Source organism: Mesobacillus sp. MER 48, from assembly GCF_023714225.1.
GTDB lineage: Bacteria > Bacillota > Bacilli > Bacillales > Cytobacillaceae > Mesobacillus > Mesobacillus oceanisediminis_A.
In genome coordinates this window covers 735,307-752,004 of sequence record NZ_JAMAUR010000001.1, presented here as the reverse complement: position 1 = coordinate 752,004, position 16,698 = coordinate 735,307, and the positions used below count along the sequence as shown (strand labels likewise).

The window sequence follows — 16,698 nt, the reverse complement described above, 5'->3', positions numbered from 1 at the left end:
AAGTATGGTAAAATGTATGAGCATTTGATCTCGGATTAGAACAGGAGTGGACATGTATGAAATCTCTTGAAGAAAAAACATTGAAGACAGAACAGATTTTTACTGGAAAAGTCATCAGCCTGCAGGTAGACGAGGTGGAATTGCCGAACGGGAAAACTTCTAAACGGGAAATCATCAAGCATCCCGGTGCAGTGGCGGTGATTCCGGTTACTGATGACAATAAAATCATCATGGTCGAACAATACAGAAAGGCGCTTGAAAGGACCATCGTCGAAATACCGGCAGGAAAGCTCGAGGCTGGTGAAAAGCCGGAAATATGCGCTGCCCGTGAGCTTGAAGAAGAAACCGGTTATGAATGCGCCAGCATGGAGTGGATGATCTCCTTCTATACGTCTCCAGGGTTCGCAGATGAAATCATCCATGTCTATAAAGCAACCGGACTTGCGAAAAAAGCCAACCCGGCAGCAGCAGACGAAGACGAATTTGTCAATTTGATTGAAGTAAGTCTTGAAGAAGCCATCCAACTGGTAAAAGAACAAAAAATATATGATGCAAAAACGGCATATGCTGTACAGCATTTGCAATTGCAAGAGGCATTGGGTAAATAAATGCGGGAATACTTTGTCGATCTTCATATCCATATAGGCAGGACGAAATCGGGCAGGGCAGTGAAAATCACCGGAGCAAAGTCATTGACCTTCAGCAATATTATCCGGCATGCCAGGGATTATAAAGGGATGGACATGATCGGGATCATTGACAGCCATTCACCTGAGGTACTTGATGAAATGCAGGATTTGCTAATCGCAGGTGAACTTGAGGAACATCCCGATGGCGGCTTGAACTATGGCGGGATGAGCATCATACTCGGGTCGGAACTTGAGATCAATGATGAGAGCACACAGGGGCCACTCCATGTCCTGTGCTACCTGCCAACCCTAAAAACCATGAGGATATTTTCGATGTGGCTGGAGAATCACTTGAAAAACATTACTTTAAGCTCGCAGAGAATATATGTTACCGGGCGTGAATTGCAGAGGAAAGTAAAGGAACTTGGGGGGATTTTCATTCCTGCACATGTTTTTACTCCTTTTAAAAGCTTGTATGGAAAAGGTGTAAAACATTCTTTAACAGAAGTATTTGATCCCGAGATGATTGATGGCATCGAGCTGGGGTTAAGCTCGGATACAATGATGGCCGATCAGCTTTCCGAAATCCATCGTTATCCTTTTGTCACGAACTCGGATGCCCATTCACTTGCGAAAATCGCTAGAGAATACCAGAAGATTGAAATGAAAGAGCCTTCTTTTGGTGAATTGGCACTAGCACTAAAGGAATCTGCAGGAAGACGGATAAAAGCAAATTACGGCCTGGATCCTCAACTCGGAAAATACCATCGTACCGTCTGTGCAAACTGCCTGACTCCTATTCCGACCATTGATGAGGTCTGCAGGCAATGTGGCTCTGGCAAAATCGTCAAAGGGGTTGCTGACAGGATACGCGAACTCAAGACAGCAGATGGGAATAAGCCTGGGAGGCCGCCATATATCCATCAGGTTCCACTAGAGTTCATTCCTGGTCTTGGGCCGAAAATGCTGGAAAAGCTAATGGATCATTTCGGAACAGAAATGGCAGTCCTTCACTCTGTCCCTCTAGACTCCTTGAAACAGCTGATTCCTGAAAAGACGGCAATCACAATAGACAAGGCAAGAAAAGGACAACTTGGCTTCCTGGCTGGGGGCGGAGGAAAGTATGGGAAAATAGCAGATATGTAAATCCGGTCCAGACAGGCCGGATTTTTGTTTCTATTAAATAAAGCGAAAATTCTTCTTCCAGAGTCATAGACTTCCCGTCCAAGCATATGATGGTAGTAACCAATATGCAGGAGGAAAAGAGATGAAGAAACGAAGGTACCAGGACGTCGCAGTAAGCCATTTACGAGAATATTCCTCAATCTATCTTTTTGTCGTTGTCCTTTTTCTGATGGGCGTCATCTTTGGGGCAGTAATTGTGAATAGCCTCAGTTTCACTCAAAAGGAAGATTTATTCTATTATCTATCACAATTTTTTGGCCAGGCTGCTTCCGGTAAAGTAGCTGATGGACAGGATTTGTTTTTGCAAAGCTTTATGCATAATGGAAAGTTCATAGGCCTGATCTGGATTTTGGGGGTTTCCATCATCGGGCTTCCGGTTATCCTGGTTCTTTTATTCATGAAAGGAATGGTGGTCGGTTTTACAGTCGGCTTTCTTGTGAACCAGATGCAGTGGGACGGTTTCATGCTGTCATTTGTATCCATCCTGCCGCAAAACTTCATCATCATTCCTGTTTTCATCATTACTGCAGCGATGGCAGTCACATTTTCCTTGAAAATGATCAGGAATCAGTTCATGAAAAAAATCAGCCAGCCGATCATGCCTCAATTTTTTAGATATATCTTTTCTTTTTTAGCAGCACTTGTGTTTCTGGCAGTGGCAGCCGGAATCGAAGCATATTTATCCCCGTCATTATTGAAGGCTGTTATCAACTCGCTAAATTAAAATTATTATCAGTTTAAAATAACTGTTGTTTCTTATTTGTAATAATTTTATTTTGAATCTCATTTCCGTTCTGATATAATAAAAGAACAGTGGCGGGGGAGTGAGTACTATCGAAATGGAAAACAGGATCGAGAGAATTAAGAAACAGCTGCATTCGTCCAGCTATAAATTAACGCCGCAGCGCGAGGCTACCGTCCGCGTATTGCTTGAACATGAAGAAGACCACTTAAGTGCTGAAGATGTTTATTTGCTTGTCAAAGAGAAATCTCCTGAAATCGGACTGGCGACAGTTTACCGGACACTTGAACTGCTGACTGAACTGAAAATTGTTGATAAAATCAATTTCGGGGATGGTGTGTCCCGATATGATCTCCGCCAGGAAGGCGCTGCCCATTTCCATCATCACCTTGTCTGCATTGAGTGCGGAGCTGTAGATGAAATCCAGGACGATCTTCTGGAGGATGTTGAAGAAATCGTTGAAAGAGACTGGAAATTCAAGATTAAAGACCACCGCCTTACTTTCCACGGCATTTGTCACAGATGCCAGGAGAAAGATACGGCAGAAACAGAATAATTCGAGGCCCTTTTTCCGAATGGAGAAAGGGCTTTTTATTTATAATGGGAGCTGTTTCGCATGTTATGCGCTTGATCCTAACTAACCGCCTGCTTAATGGTATCAAGAAGGCTTACGAATCAGATAAGCCAAAGGTCCGTATTCTTTGATACTGAACGCAAAGAGCCACAATTATCCACTTATATCAGGTATAATTCTTGTCCAAATTGGCATACAGATTAATAAATAAGTATAGTCGTGTGGACAGGGAATCTCTCTGTTACAACGAGTATGGAGGCAAGAAGATGAAATCGTGGTTTGGAATGGTCATGCATACATTAAAGGTGTTCATTTTGTTCACTGGATGCACAATTCTATTTTATTATGGTATCATGTGGATTAACGAAGAATATGAAAGTTATCATCGGTATGATGCACCTGAAGGGGCAGCCATCAAGGTGTCAGGAACCTTTGATGAAAAAGAAGGAAGCATGCTTGAAAGGCTGATACTGTTTTATCTGAATGGAGAGTAATAGAAATGGAAGACAGGCTTGACGACTTTATCCACTTTCTGGTTGTTGAAAAGGGACTATCAAAGAATACGATTGTCTCCTATAAACGCGATTTGAATAGTTATATTCACTATCTGAAAAATGTTGAACAGCTTGGGGAATTAAATGGAGTCCAGCGGCCGCAAATTGTACACTTCCTTAAGTTTTTAAAAGACTCGGGTAAATCCTCGAAGACCCTGGCCAGGCATATTGCCTCCATCCGGGCTTTTCATCATTTTCTCCTGCGGGAAAAGGCGGTCGACCATGATCCAACCGTCCATATTGAAAGTCCACAGCATGAGCGTTCTTTGCCTAAGGTGCTGAGCATGGAAGAGGTCGAGACGCTTTTAGAAAGCCCGAAACTTTCCGACCCTTTTGGGTATCGGGACAAAGCGATGCTTGAGATGATGTATGCTACGGGTATCCGTGTCAGTGAACTGATCGGACTAAAGCTGTCCGATGTGCACCTGACGATGGGATTTGTCCGCTGCATGGGCAAAGGGAGTAAGGAAAGGATCATTCCGATAGGGAAGACGGCTTCAGATGCGATCGAAGAGTACCTCGAAAAAGGAAGGCCAAAACTGGCTTCGAAAAAACATAAGGATGACTCTTTATTCTTAAATCATCATGGAAAAGGGTTGTCACGACAAGGGTTCTGGAAAATCCTCAAGCGGCTGACAGCAGACGCAGGAATCGAAAAAGAATTGACACCGCATACGCTGAGGCATTCATTTGCAACCCACCTGCTTGAAAATGGAGCAGATCTTCGCGCAGTCCAGGAAATGCTGGGACATGCAGACATATCAACGACCCAAATCTATACCCATGTTACAAAGACAAGGTTGAAGGATGTTTATACGAAGTTCCATCCCCGAGCATAGTTTGGGTTATTGGACGTGATTTTAAAGAGAACAGACAGATAGTTTCATAGAATTGTCAAAAAAGCCGCCGGAAAAGCCGGCTTTTTTTCTTGTGTTTTTAGATATATCTAGTAAAATGGAGATGTCAGACTTCTGACAAATGTAAACGCACGCATCCGATTATCATAAGCAAAAAAGGGTAACATAAAATTGTAAAATTGTAAGTAACGCATTCATACTTTTTAAGGAGGAGAAAGAATGTCGAATACATATAAAAGAGTATTTTTGATTGTGATGGATTCAGTCGGGATCGGAGAGGCTCCTGATGCAGAGAAGTTTGGAGACAATGGTTCCCATACACTTGGCCATATCGGAGAGAAAATGAACGGACTGAACATGCCGAATATGGGCAAGCTGGGCCTTAGCAATATCGAAGAAATTAAAGGTATCAGCCCTGCTGCGAAGCCAATGGCGTTCTATACAAAGATGCAAGAGGCATCGAACGGCAAGGATACCATGACAGGACATTGGGAAATTATGGGCTTGAACATCCAGACTCCTTTCCAGGTTTTCCCTGATGGTTTCCCTGATGAACTGATTTCCGAACTGGAATCACGCACTGGCAGAAAGGTCATCGGAAACAAGCCGGCAAGCGGAACCGAGATCCTTGTTGAACTAGGTGAGGAGCATATGAAGACAGGAGCTTTGATAGTGTACACGTCCGCAGATTCAGTGTTGCAGATTGCGGCACACGAAGAGATTGTCCCGATCGAAGAACTGTATGATATTTGCAAGATCGCCCGGGAACTGACACTCGATGAAAAGTACATGGTAGGCAGAGTCATCGCAAGACCTTTCCTTGGTCAGCCAGGTGACTTCAAACGTACTTCCAATCGCCATGATTATGCGCTCAAGCCATTTGGCAGAACGGTCATGAATGAGTTGAAGGATGAAGGTCTTGATGTGCTGGCGATTGGTAAAATTTCCGATATCTATGATGGTGAAGGTGTAACAGAATCCCTTCGTACAGTTTCAAATATGGACGGAATGGATAAGCTGCTCCAGACTTTGGGTCAGGACTTCACAGGACTGAGCTTCCTGAACCTTGTTGATTTCGATGCACTGTTCGGACATCGCCGCGACCCGGAAGGCTACGGTAAAGCCCTTGAAGAGTACGATGCCCGACTTCCTGAAGTCTTTGAAAAATTGAAAGAAGATGACCTGCTCATTATCACTGCAGATCACGGTAATGATCCTGTTCACTACGGAACAGACCACACACGCGAATATGTGCCGCTCCTTGTTTATTCAAAGGGAATGCAAGAAGGAAAAGAACTGCCGGTACGTAAGACCTTTGCTGACATTGGAGCGACGGTTGCGGAAAACTTTAACGTAAAAATGCCTGAGCACGGAACTAGCTTCCTGAAGGAATTGAACTAAGGAGTGGAATTCATGGATTATAATCAAATTCAAACAGCAGCATCGTATATCAATGAGAAATTAACTCAGCAGCCTAAAATCGGTTTGATTCTTGGCTCTGGGCTGGGAGTCCTGGCAGACGACATTGTGAACCCGGTCAAGATTCCTTACAACGAAATCCCGGGATTCCCGGTTTCAACAGTTGAGGGGCATGCCGGACAGTTAGTTTGCGGACAGCTTAGCGGCGTTGAAGTTATCGCAATGCAGGGGCGCTTCCATTATTATGAAGGCTATAGCATGGATAAGGTCACTTTCCCAATCCGTGTCATGAAGGAACTAGGGATAGAAAAGCTCATTGTTACAAACGCAGCTGGAGGAGTGAATGAAAGCTTCGAACCAGGAGATTTGATGATCATTACTGACCATATAAACAATATGGGCACAAACCCATTGATCGGGCCGAATGATTCACGTTTTGGCGTTCGCTTCCCGGATATGAGTGAAGCTTATTCCAAGAATTTAAGAGCGGTTGCGAAAGAAGTTGCTGAAAAGAACAACCTTACAATCAAAGAGGGCGTTTATCTTGGAAATCCTGGACCAGTCTATGAAACGCCTGCCGAAGTAAGAATGATTCGTACGCTAGGCGGAGACGCAGTCGGAATGTCAACAGTGCCTGAAGTCATTGTGGCAAAACATTCCGGAATTGAAGTGCTTGGCATTTCCTGCATTTCAAACATGGCAGCAGGAATCCTTGATCAGCCATTAAGCCATGATGAAGTAATTGAGACAACTGAAAAAGTGAAATCCAGCTTTCTTTTACTTGTGAATGAGATTGTAAAAACAGTAGGCCAAAAATAATCCATAGCTCTCCAGCTAAATAATGATAAGTGGTGATAATGATGAGAATGGTCGATGTGATAGAGAAAAAACGTGACGGACATGAGTTATCAACGGAAGAAATCCAGTTTTTCATTGACGGCTATACAGATGGCAGCATTCCTGACTACCAGGTAAGCGCGCTGACAATGGCGATTTTCTTTCAGGGAATGACTGAAAAAGAACGCGCAGACTTAACGATGGCAATGGTGAAGTCTGGAGACCAGATTGATCTTTCTGCGATCGAAGGTGTGAAAGTCGATAAGCACTCTACAGGGGGCGTAGGTGATACAACGACACTGGTACTGGGCCCATTAGTAGCGGCTTTAGGTGTGCCGGTAGCAAAAATGTCAGGGCGCGGGCTCGGACATACAGGCGGAACCATCGACAAGCTGGAAGCAGTAGAAGGTTTCCATGTCGAGATTGATAATGAGGAATTCATCAATCTTGTGAATAAAAATAAAATTGCGGTCATCGGTCAGAGCGGGAATCTGACTCCAGCTGATAAAAAGCTCTATTCATTACGTGATGTAACTGCAACTGTGGACAGCATCCCATTGATTGCCAGCTCGATCATGAGCAAAAAAATCGCTGCTGGTGCAGATGCAATCGTCCTCGATGTAAAAACAGGAGCAGGCGCATTCATGAAGACGCTTGAAGATTCTCGTGAACTGGCAAAAGCAATGGTTAGAATCGGGAACAATGTCGGCCGCAGGACGATGGCTGTCATTTCTGATATGAGCCAGCCGCTGGGCTTTGCAATCGGGAATGCCCTTGAGGTCAAGGAAGCAATCGATACCCTGAAGGGAGAGGGTCCTGAAGATTTAACTGAACTTTGCCTGACACTTGGAAGCCACATGGTCTTCCTGGCCGGAAAGGCAGAGTCCCTTGGAGACGCACGAAGCAAGCTTGAAGAAGTCATCAAGAACGGCACTGCTCTCGAAACCTTCAAAGTATTCCTTGCATCCCAGGGCGGAGATGCATCGGTCGTCGATCATCCCGAAAACCTGCCACAGGCGAAATACAAGTTTGAACTTGAAGCGAAAGAGGCAGGCTATGTATCCGAAATCGTCGCTGATGAAGTAGGAACAGCCGCCATGCTTCTTGGAGCAGGAAGGGCAACGAAGGAATCCGAAATCGATCTGGCAGTAGGGCTTATGCTGCACAAAAAAATTGGCGACAAGGTAGAAAAGGGAGAATCCCTTCTCACCATCTACAGTAACTTTGAAGATGTGAATGAAGTAAGAGAAATGCTGTATGAGAACATCAAAATCTCGAGTGAACATGTTGAAGCACCAATCCTCGTACATGGAGAAATAACAGAATAAAATCTTTGAACGAAAGCGGAGAGCTGACTCTCCGCTTTTTTATATGCAAAAAATACCGGTTTTATCTGCCTTACCTGTATAAAAGTGGATTGGTTGGATAAAAATAGAGCCTATAAAGATAGGAGGGTTATGGCCATGAATCTAAAAAAGTTTACGAGTTTACTGCTTGTTTTTATGCTGGGTGCAGCATTTATATCCCCTAAAGGATATGCCAATGAAGGAGACAAAGGACTGGCCAATGATGCCAGTTCAGCTATTCTGATTGAGCGTGATACAGGGCAGGTACTGTTTGATAAAAACAGCCATGAAAAGCTTCCGCCGGCAAGCATGACAAAAATCATGACAATGCTATTGATCATGGAAGCTTTGGATGAAGGAAGGCTGAAGCTCGACGAAAAAGTCCGCGCAAGTGAATATGCTGCTTCGATGGGAGGATCCCAGATATTCCTGGAGCCAGGAGAAGAGATGACAGTTGAGCAATTGCTAAAAGGAATCGCTATCGGGTCAGGTAATGATGCAGCAGTGGCAATGGCTGAGCGTATCGGTGGATCTGAAGAGGCATTTGTGAAAATGATGAACAAGAAGGTAAAGGAACTTGGCTTGAAGGATACCTTTTTTAAAAATACTACTGGCCTGCCTGTAGATGGACATTATAGCTCGTCATATGATATGGCCATGATGGCAAAAGAGTTGCTTAAGTACGAAAAAATAACCAAATACACGGGTACGTATGAAGATTACCTCCGTGAGGATTCGGAAAAGAAATTCTGGCTTGTGAATACGAATAAGCTTGTTCGTTTTTACCCGGGAGTGGATGGCCTAAAGACCGGCTTTACTAATGAAGCAAAATATTGTTTGACAGCTACTGCTCAAAAGGATGGCATGCGTGCGATCGCGGTCGTGTTTGGAGCACCGACATCCAAGGCGAGGAATGCGCAGGTAACGAAGATGCTCGACTATGCTTTCAGCCAGTATCAGACGCATCCAATGTTCAAAAAAGGGCATCCGCTCGGTAAAGCAGTCATCAGCAAGGGTGACAAAAAGTCAATCAACGCGGTCACCTCTGAAAGTGTTTCCCTCCTTACAAAAAAAGGAGTTGACATCAAGGATGTCAAACAGAAGATCACACTGAACAAAAGCCTTAAGGCTCCTGTCGAAAAAGGGGACAAGGTAGGAACTCTTAAGCTTGTGAAAGACGGCAAAACCGTAGCGGAAACCACACTTGTTGCGGATGCAAAGGTTAAAGAAGCAAGCTGGTGGATCCTGTATAAGCGCTCATTCGGAATGTTCACCAGGGCTGGAAGCCAAAAATAATGTCAGCCAGGTTCATGATTGTGTCGAAAACTCTGCCATTCCATCTAGTTTTAGCGAATTGGCACTAGTTTTGTTCTGAAGAAGGAATTGGCTGATTCAATGGAGAATTTGACTCACTATACCAGATAAGGAGGCTTTGGATAGTGAGTCTTAACATTGATATGGAAGTGAAGCATGACGTCTTATTGATAAGAATCAGTGGTGAATTGGATCACCACACTGCAGACCAGCTTCGCGAGCAGGCAACAAAAGCCATTGAGAACGAAGGAATCCGCCACATTGTCATGAACCTCGAACATCTCACCTTTATGGATAGTTCGGGACTCGGTGTAGTTTTGGGAAGATATAAACAAATCAAACAGCTTCATGGAGAAATGGTTGTTTGCGCAATCTCGCCGCCAATCAAACGGTTATTTGATATGTCGGGCTTATTCAAGATCATCCGTCTTGATCCGACGGAAGAATTTGCATTAGAGAGATTGGGGGTTGCATGATCCATGAAGAATGAAATGAATCTTCATTTTAGCGCGTTAAGTCAAAACGAATCATTCGCCCGCGTTACCGTTGCTGCCTTCATTGCGCAGCTGGATCCAACGATGGACGAATTGACGGAAATCAAAACCGTTGTATCCGAAGCGGTGACAAATGCGATTATCCATGGATATGAAAGCAATCCGGACGGAAAAGTGTTCATTTCCGTATTGCTCCAGGATGGGATGATCGAAATGCTCATTAAAGATGAAGGAATAGGCATTCCTGATATCGATGAAGCCATGCAGCCACTTTATACTTCAAAGCCAGAGCTGGAACGGTCCGGTATGGGCTTTACGATTATGGAAAATTTCATGGACGAAGTACAAGTGAGATCAGAGCCCGGCTTTGGGACAGAGATTCGTTTGAAAAAGCACCTGTCAAAGAGCAAAGCGCTGTGCAATTAAGGGAGTTCTGCCGATGGATGTGGAGGTAAAAAAGGATAATAGCCAAACGTATCTTAAGGACCATGAAGTCAAAGAACTGATTTTGAGAAGCCAGCAGGGAGACCAGGCTGCCAGGGATTTGATTGTCCAGAAGAACATGCGTCTCGTCTGGTCCGTCGTCCAGCGTTTCCTCAACAGAGGATATGAGCCAGACGACCTGTTTCAAATTGGCAGCATCGGCCTCTTAAAATCAGTTGATAAATTTGACCTCTCGTACGACGTAAAATTTTCAACATATGCCGTTCCAATGATCATTGGTGAAATCCAGCGTTTCATCAGGGATGACGGGACCGTGAAAGTCAGCAGGTCGCTGAAGGAGACTGGCAATAAAATCAGGAAGGCAAAAGACGAACTTTCCAAAACCCTGGGCAGGGTGCCGACTGTCAATGAAATTGCCGAATATCTTGAATTATCGCCTGAAGATGTAATCATGGCCCAGGAGGCAAGCCGAAGCCCGGCCTCCATCCATGAAACCGTCTATGAGAATGATGGCGATCCAATTACTCTGCTGGACCAAATCGATAATGGCGAAGAAGGACGCTGGTTCGATAAAATCGCCTTGAAAGAGGCTATCAACGAACTGGAAGAACGGGAAAAACTGATCGTTTATTTGAGGTATTATAAAGATCAAACCCAATCAGAAGTCGCAGCCCGGCTTGGCATCTCCCAGGTCCAGGTCTCGCGCCTCGAAAAGAAAATACTTCAGCAAATGAAAGGCCGTATGGATCTTTGAATCCATACGGCTTTTTGTTTTTCTGAAAATCTTGTAGGTGGGGACGAATTGGTGCCCTAAACACGGGAATTCGAAAAAAAGAGGTCACCCTTAGAGCTGATTGGTGCCCTGAAACACCAGAAACTGGGAATGTATTGCACCAATAAAGCCGATTGGAGCCCTGAAATACCAGAAACTAGGAAAGTGGTACACCAATAAAGCTGATTGGAGCCCTGAAACACCAGAAACTGGGAAAACAGTACACCAATAAAGCTGATTGGTGCCCTAAAACACCAGAAACTGGAAAAGTGGTACACCAATAAAACTGATTGGTGCCCTTAAACACCAGTAACTGGGAAAAGAGTGCATCAATTAAGCTAATTGGGACTCTGAAACACCAGTAACTGGGAAACCAGTACACCAATAAAGCCGATTGGTGTCACGAAACACCAGTAACTGGGAAACCAGTGCACCAATAATGCTTATAGGCGCTCTGGTACACCAGTAACTGGAAAATTAGTGCGCCAATAAAGCTGATTGGTACCTTAAAACACCAGTAACTGGGAAAACGTGATACCAATAAAGCCAGGTGAAGCCCTAATACACCTGTAACTGGAAAAAAGTACACCGATGAGTCCGTTAAATTCCCCAAATAAATCAACATCCCGGATTTATAAAGCACTCCTTCTTAACCAATTATTGGACTTCATGAAAAGCACATAGCAATACATACTAAATATACGAGGAAAACACTGTGTTGGAAGTGAATCTGATGGAAAAAACGATTTATATCCGCATGCGGAATCGCGTACAGGTCAAGCCTGAGGAATCACTTTTATTGAAGGATATTGCCCAAATTATTGCCAGCGAAGAAATATACCAAGACCTGGCATCGCTTGAAGTAAAAAGAATTTCTCCAAAGGACCATATCCATATCATCGATGTCATGAAGGTCATTCATTTCATTACAGGGATATATCCGGATCATGAAGTCCAGGCTGTTGGACCGGCTCAAACGATTATTGAGGTGATCTACAAGAAAAAAGGAATGTCGATACCATTTTTTATCCTTGTGTGGTTTTTGCTATTTTTCGGTGCAGCATTAACCATCATGAACTTCCACGAGGATGTCAGCATGCAAACGGTGCATGAGCGGCTCTATTTTATCATGACGGGAAAAGAAGTCGCAAAGCCGCTGTTATTCCAGATACCTTATTCAATCGGCATTGGTGTTGGCATGATCTTATTTTTTAACCATGTATTCAAAAAGCGGCTTAATGAAGAGCCGAGCCCGCTTGAGGTTGAAATGTTCAATTATCAGCAATCACTTGATCAATATGTCATTCTGCATGAAAACAAGGAAAGTGTGAAACATCTCGATGACGATTAACATCTTGTTCATTATCCTTATTGGGCTGGCTAGCGGGCTTGCAGTAGGATCGGGTTTTGTAGCATTCTTATCGGTTCTGGGCGTGATTCCCAGGCTGACCCAGCTCACAAAGACAATGAAGCTGATTTCCTGGTATGAATGGGCTGTTGTCCTCGGTGCTTTGCTGGGAACTGCGGGAAGTTTGAGGGATCCCGTATTGAGCTTTTCTCCATACGTCACCATTCCTCTTGGACTCGCTGGCGGCATATTTGTCGGGATGCTGGCAGCTGCGTTAACAGAAGTATTGAATGTACTGCCTATCCTGGCAAAAAGGGTGAGGGTTGATGACAAGCTTGAAACATTGCTGATGGCCATTGTGCTCGGAAAAGTATTCGGGTCATTGTTTCACTGGATTTATTTTGTAGGGCAATAAAAATGAGGGAAGAGAAAGGACGGCAAATAATGGCCGAAAAAAGGAAGGTAATCCTAATTACAGATGGTGATGACTATGCACGGCGAGCTGTTGAGCGTGTTGCTGCCGATATTGGCGGACGGTGCATCTCTCTTTCTCACGGGAACCCTTCCGTCCTTTCTGGGCCCCACCTTGTTAAGTTAATCAAAAAAGCCACAAAGGATCCGGTGTTGGTCATGTTTGATGATAGTGGTTTTCTTGGAGAAGGAGCAGGAGAAAAGGCACTGAAATACGTAGCTGAGCATGAGGACATCCAGGTTCTCGGCGTTATCGCGGTTGCCTCGAAAACGCATATGGAAGAATGGAGCCGGGTGGATTTCTGCATCGACCGGGATGGTGAACTCACTCCCTATGGTGTCGATAAACATGGCCTTCCAGAGTTGGAAATGGGAAGGATCAATGGTGATACAGTTTATTGTCTGGACACGCTTGATGTCCCGTTGATCATCGGGATAGGTGATATCGGCAAAATGGCCAGGCGTGACCATTATAAAATAGGATCACCCATCACGAAGAAAGCAGTGGAAATCATCCTTGAAAGGAGCGGATTCTATGCCAAAGAAGAATGACAAACAGCCAATCCCGCTATCGTTGGACGAAGCTGAAAAGTACATGAAAGAGAAGGTTGGCCTGGGGGATAGTTTTGATCTGGGTGTCAGGAAGCTGAAAATCCTGAAAAAGGATGTTCACTTTTACTATGTAAATGGGTTGTGTGATACTAGCTTCATCGTACATATCGTTGAAGAGTTGGTGGATATCAATGATAATGAAAAACTTTCGACCCATTTGCAGGCTATTGTAGAAAACAGGATAACCCATCAATCTGTTGAAAAAATCAAAACAATGGATGAGCTCGTCGACCAGGTCCTTTCAGGTCTTATTGTCATCGTAGTGGAAGGGGAAGCGTCCGGATTAGTTGTGGACGTACGGAGCTATCCGGGAAGGCAGCCTCAGGAGCCAGATACTGAAAAAGTAGTGCGCGGGTCACGTGATGGCTTTGTCGAAAATATCATCGTCAATACGGCGTTGACCCGACGAAGAATCAGGGATGAGAATCTTCGTTTTGAGATGATGAAGATAGGCGAAAGGTCTAAGGCGGATGTTGCCCTTGGCTATATTAAAGATATTGCAAATCCAGGAATGATTGAGGTCATCAAAAAAGAACTTAATTCGATAAAAATCGATGGAATCACGATGGCCGATAAAACAATTGAAGAATTTTTGGTCAAGCAAGGATATAATCCATATCCGCTCGTCAGGTACACAGAACGTGCCGACGTCGCCGCTACCCACTTGCTAGAAGGACATATCCTTATATATGTTGACACTTCCCCAAGTGTCATCATCACACCAACGACCTATTTCCATCATCTTCAGCATGCTGAAGAGTACAGGCAGTCACCGGCGGTCGGAACAATGGTCCGATGGGTGCGATTCCTGGGGGTCCTTGCCTCACTGCTGCTTTTGCCTTTATGGTATTTATTTGTGCAGAACCCTGACTTGCTCCCTGAAAAAATATCTTTCATTGGACCCAATGAAAAATCCAATATACCGGTCTTCCTGCAAATCATGATGGCGGATGGCGGCATCGAGTTCCTGAGGATGGCGGCCATCCATACACCGACACCGCTCTCTACAGCGATGGGTTTGATCGCTGCCGTCCTGATTGGACAAATCGCCATCGATGTTGGAATGTTCGTGCCTGAAGTCATACTTTATGTCGCTGTGGCTGCAATCGGTACTTATGCGACGCCAAGTTATGAATTGAGTGTAGCAAACAAAATAGGAAGAGTATTTTTGCTGATTGTAACTGCCATATTCCATGTCCCAGGGTTTATGATTGGTACAACCATTTGGCTGTTGTTTCTGGCACATATAAAATCATTGAACACTCCATATCTGTGGCCATTTATTCCTTTCCATCCTGTTGCCTTTATGCAGATTCTGATTAGAAGGACCGTTCCTGGCTCAAAAATCCGTCCAAGTATTGTGCATGCAAGGAATCGCTTCAAACAGCCTTCGAACTCTTGACGAGATTACGATTGCGCGTTGCCAGGAATTGTGGTAAAGTGTTTTTAATTTACTAAAGTCTTAAAGCGAAAAATAAATAGACAGTTCATCAAATGAACTGTCTTTTTGTTTATTAGATGCCCGAAAAGTGCAGGCTTCTTTTGAAAAAATGTGAAAATATTGTACCAGGGAATTGAATATTTTGGCAAGGGATGAGGGGACAACATGGAATTTCATGGAACGGCAAAAACTAACCGACTGGGACATTTGGAGATAGGCGGTGTAGATACAGTCCAATTGGCTGAAAAATATGGGACCCCGCTATATGTTTATGATGTAGCTTTAATCCGGGAACGGGCAAAAGCTTTTAAAAGAACTTTTGAAAATGCTGGAATCACCGCACAAGTAGCATATGCCAGCAAAGCTTTTTCAACGGTGGCGATGGTTCAATTGGCCGCTGAGGAAGGTCTCTCGCTTGATGTTGTTTCTGGCGGGGAGCTGTACACGGCACTTGCAGCCGGATTTCCAACAGAAAAAATCCACTTTCATGGAAATAATAAAAGCTATGAAGAGCTGGTCATGGCTATAGAGCACAATATTGGCTGCATTGTGGTTGATAATTTTTATGAACTTGACATGCTGAAGGATATTTGCAAGGAAAAGAACACGCCCACCAAGGTTTTATTAAGAGTTACACCTGGAATTGAAGCACATACTCATGATTATATTTTAACAGGCCAGGAAGACTCTAAATTTGGCTTCGATTTACAGAATGGACAGGCTGACGAGGCGATGCGCATTTCCCTGGAAGAAAAACTGATCGATGTGCTGGGATTGCATTGCCACATAGGTTCACAAATTTTTGAAACGACAGGATTCATCCTAGCTGCCCAAAAAATCTTTGAAAAATTGCATCAATGGAAGAATGAATTGTCCTTCGAATCCACTGTCCTTAATCTTGGCGGTGGTTTTGGGATCCGTTATACAGATGAAGATGATCCGATTCCAGCAGCGCAATATGTGGAAGAAATAATTATTGAGGTGAAAAAGCAGGCTTCCCGATATTCAATGAAAACGCCTGAAATCTGGATCGAGCCGGGACGTTCGCTTGTAGGAGATGCTGGTACTACACTTTACCGCATAGGCTCCAGGAAGGATGTTCCAAATGTCCGCAAGTATGTCGCGGTTGACGGCGGGATGAGTGACAATATCCGGCCAGCTTTGTATCAGGCTAAGTACGAAGCAGTCCTTGCAAATAGAGTAATGGATAAACCTGAGGAGACGGTTTCGATCGCCGGGAAATGCTGTGAATCAGGGGATATGCTAATCTGGGACCTTCCGCTGCCAAAGACTGGCAACCACGACATCCTCGCAGTATTTTGTACGGGAGCATACGGCTATTCAATGGCAAACAACTATAACCGCCTTCCAAGGCCAGCAGTCGTGTTTCTTGAAAATTCAAAAGATACGCTGGTTGTCCGCCGTGAAACATACGAGGATATGGTGAAATTAGACCTTCCGCTTAAAGAAAAGGTTAACAGTTAAAGCTGCATTTCCGCAGCTTTTTTAGCTGTTCATAGGGTGTTATTTAAAAATTGGCTAAAACCCCGGTCTTATTGTAGAATAACAGATTGGAGGGATTCTGTATGAAAAAGAATAACTGGCTATTGTTTCTGTTATTGCTATTGATGTCTGTTGGATGGGGAGCCTACTACTGGT

At 44.2% G+C, this 16,698-nt stretch carries 18 protein-coding genes; all 18 read left to right on the top strand.

Going from position 1 to position 16,698, the window contains the following annotated elements; genetic code table 11:
- Positions 1–56 precede the first annotated feature (56 nt).
- The 18 genes from M3593_RS03850 (at position 57) to lysA (ending at position 16,524) form a co-directional block, all read left to right on the top strand.
- On the top strand, positions 57–608 hold the full coding sequence (locus tag M3593_RS03850; protein WP_144476576.1) for an NUDIX hydrolase: 552 nt from the start codon (positions 57–59) through the stop codon (positions 606–608).
- Positions 609–1,775 carry an endonuclease Q family protein gene (locus M3593_RS03845; RefSeq protein ID WP_251540771.1) on the top strand — a complete coding sequence of 389 codons (1,167 nt, stop codon included), beginning with the start codon at positions 609–611 and terminating at the stop codon, positions 1,773–1,775.
- 121 nt (positions 1,776–1,896) lie between these two features.
- Positions 1,897–2,538 carry a stage II sporulation protein M gene (spoIIM, locus tag M3593_RS03840; RefSeq protein ID WP_251540769.1) on the top strand — a complete coding sequence of 214 codons (642 nt, stop codon included), beginning with the start codon at positions 1,897–1,899 and terminating at the stop codon, positions 2,536–2,538.
- A gap of 115 nt (positions 2,539–2,653) precedes the next feature.
- A complete protein-coding gene (fur, locus tag M3593_RS03835) occupies positions 2,654–3,112 on the top strand; it encodes a ferric iron uptake transcriptional regulator (protein ID WP_144476933.1) in 459 nt (152 codons plus the stop codon).
- A 284-nt stretch (positions 3,113–3,396) separates the two neighbouring features.
- Positions 3,397–3,624 carry a YqzK family protein gene (locus tag M3593_RS03830; protein ID WP_144476585.1) on the top strand — a complete coding sequence of 76 codons (228 nt, stop codon included), beginning with the start codon at positions 3,397–3,399 and terminating at the stop codon, positions 3,622–3,624.
- Between the two features lie 5 nt (positions 3,625–3,629).
- Positions 3,630–4,523: a site-specific tyrosine recombinase XerD gene (gene xerD / locus M3593_RS03825; protein ID WP_144476588.1), complete on the top strand. Its 894-nt coding sequence runs from the start codon at positions 3,630–3,632 to the stop codon at positions 4,521–4,523.
- 237 nt (positions 4,524–4,760) lie between these two features.
- A complete protein-coding gene (deoB, locus tag M3593_RS03820) occupies positions 4,761–5,942 on the top strand; it encodes a phosphopentomutase (RefSeq protein ID WP_251540768.1) in 1,182 nt (393 codons plus the stop codon).
- 12 nt (positions 5,943–5,954) lie between these two features.
- Positions 5,955–6,779, top strand: a complete 825-nt coding sequence (locus tag M3593_RS03815; RefSeq protein WP_251540767.1) for a purine-nucleoside phosphorylase — start codon at positions 5,955–5,957, stop codon at positions 6,777–6,779.
- A 41-nt stretch (positions 6,780–6,820) separates the two neighbouring features.
- Positions 6,821–8,125: a pyrimidine-nucleoside phosphorylase gene (locus M3593_RS03810; RefSeq protein ID WP_144476936.1), complete on the top strand. Its 1,305-nt coding sequence runs from the start codon at positions 6,821–6,823 to the stop codon at positions 8,123–8,125.
- 135 nt (positions 8,126–8,260) lie between these two features.
- Entirely contained in the window at positions 8,261–9,439 is a 1,179-nt protein-coding gene (locus M3593_RS03805) for a D-alanyl-D-alanine carboxypeptidase family protein (protein WP_222125066.1), read from the top strand.
- A 143-nt stretch (positions 9,440–9,582) separates the two neighbouring features.
- Positions 9,583–9,933, top strand: a complete 351-nt coding sequence (gene spoIIAA, locus M3593_RS03800) for an anti-sigma F factor antagonist (RefSeq protein WP_144476600.1) — start codon at positions 9,583–9,585, stop codon at positions 9,931–9,933.
- 3 nt (positions 9,934–9,936) lie between these two features.
- Positions 9,937–10,377, top strand: a complete 441-nt coding sequence (gene spoIIAB / locus M3593_RS03795; protein ID WP_144476602.1) for an anti-sigma F factor — start codon at positions 9,937–9,939, stop codon at positions 10,375–10,377.
- 13 nt (positions 10,378–10,390) lie between these two features.
- Entirely contained in the window at positions 10,391–11,149 is a 759-nt protein-coding gene (gene sigF, locus M3593_RS03790) for an RNA polymerase sporulation sigma factor SigF (protein WP_144476605.1), read from the top strand.
- A gap of 751 nt (positions 11,150–11,900) precedes the next feature.
- Positions 11,901–12,518 (top strand): stage V sporulation protein AA, encoded by a 618-nt coding sequence (locus tag M3593_RS03785; RefSeq protein WP_144476939.1) that lies wholly within the window; start codon positions 11,901–11,903, stop codon positions 12,516–12,518.
- The gene (locus M3593_RS03780; RefSeq protein ID WP_144476608.1) at positions 12,508–12,930 is read left to right on the top strand and encodes a stage V sporulation protein AB; all 423 of its coding nucleotides are present in this window, start codon (positions 12,508–12,510) and stop codon (positions 12,928–12,930) included. Before M3593_RS03785 ends, M3593_RS03780 begins: the two co-directional genes overlap by 11 nt.
- 29 nt (positions 12,931–12,959) lie before the next feature.
- On the top strand, positions 12,960–13,538 hold the full coding sequence (spoVAEA, locus tag M3593_RS03775) for a stage V sporulation protein SpoVABEA (protein WP_144476611.1): 579 nt from the start codon (positions 12,960–12,962) through the stop codon (positions 13,536–13,538).
- Entirely contained in the window at positions 13,522–15,000 is a 1,479-nt protein-coding gene (locus M3593_RS03770; protein ID WP_144476614.1) for a spore germination protein, read from the top strand. Before spoVAEA ends, M3593_RS03770 begins: the two co-directional genes overlap by 17 nt.
- Positions 15,001–15,204: 204 nt before the next feature.
- Positions 15,205–16,524, top strand: a complete 1,320-nt coding sequence (gene lysA / locus M3593_RS03765) for a diaminopimelate decarboxylase (protein ID WP_251540766.1) — start codon at positions 15,205–15,207, stop codon at positions 16,522–16,524.
- Positions 16,525–16,698: the final 174 nt, after the last annotated feature.

Bases quoted from the DNA above. Each gene is read 5' to 3' on its own strand.
- spoIIAB (WP_144476602.1), top strand. From the start codon at position 9,937: ATGAAGAATGAAATGAATCTTCATTTTAGCGCGTTAAGTCAAAACGAA.
- M3593_RS03785 (WP_144476939.1), top strand. From the start codon at position 11,901: ATGGAAAAAACGATTTATATCCGCATGCGGAATCGCGTACAGGTCAAG.
- deoB (WP_251540768.1), top strand. From the start codon at position 4,761: ATGTCGAATACATATAAAAGAGTATTTTTGATTGTGATGGATTCAGTC.
- M3593_RS03810 (WP_144476936.1), top strand. From the start codon at position 6,821: ATGAGAATGGTCGATGTGATAGAGAAAAAACGTGACGGACATGAGTTA.
- lysA (WP_251540766.1), top strand. From the start codon at position 15,205: ATGGAATTTCATGGAACGGCAAAAACTAACCGACTGGGACATTTGGAG.
- M3593_RS03845 (WP_251540771.1), top strand. From the start codon at position 609: ATGCGGGAATACTTTGTCGATCTTCATATCCATATAGGCAGGACGAAA.
- spoVAEA (WP_144476611.1), top strand. From the start codon at position 12,960: ATGGCCGAAAAAAGGAAGGTAATCCTAATTACAGATGGTGATGACTAT.
- M3593_RS03770 (WP_144476614.1), top strand. From the start codon at position 13,522: ATGCCAAAGAAGAATGACAAACAGCCAATCCCGCTATCGTTGGACGAA.
- xerD (WP_144476588.1), top strand. From the start codon at position 3,630: ATGGAAGACAGGCTTGACGACTTTATCCACTTTCTGGTTGTTGAAAAG.
- fur (WP_144476933.1), top strand. From the start codon at position 2,654: ATGGAAAACAGGATCGAGAGAATTAAGAAACAGCTGCATTCGTCCAGC.
- M3593_RS03815 (WP_251540767.1), top strand. From the start codon at position 5,955: ATGGATTATAATCAAATTCAAACAGCAGCATCGTATATCAATGAGAAA.
- M3593_RS03850 (WP_144476576.1), top strand. From the start codon at position 57: ATGAAATCTCTTGAAGAAAAAACATTGAAGACAGAACAGATTTTTACT.
- M3593_RS03780 (WP_144476608.1), top strand. From the start codon at position 12,508: ATGACGATTAACATCTTGTTCATTATCCTTATTGGGCTGGCTAGCGGG.
- sigF (WP_144476605.1), top strand. From the start codon at position 10,391: ATGGATGTGGAGGTAAAAAAGGATAATAGCCAAACGTATCTTAAGGAC.
- M3593_RS03805 (WP_222125066.1), top strand. From the start codon at position 8,261: ATGAATCTAAAAAAGTTTACGAGTTTACTGCTTGTTTTTATGCTGGGT.
- M3593_RS03830 (WP_144476585.1), top strand. From the start codon at position 3,397: ATGAAATCGTGGTTTGGAATGGTCATGCATACATTAAAGGTGTTCATT.
- spoIIM (WP_251540769.1), top strand. From the start codon at position 1,897: ATGAAGAAACGAAGGTACCAGGACGTCGCAGTAAGCCATTTACGAGAA.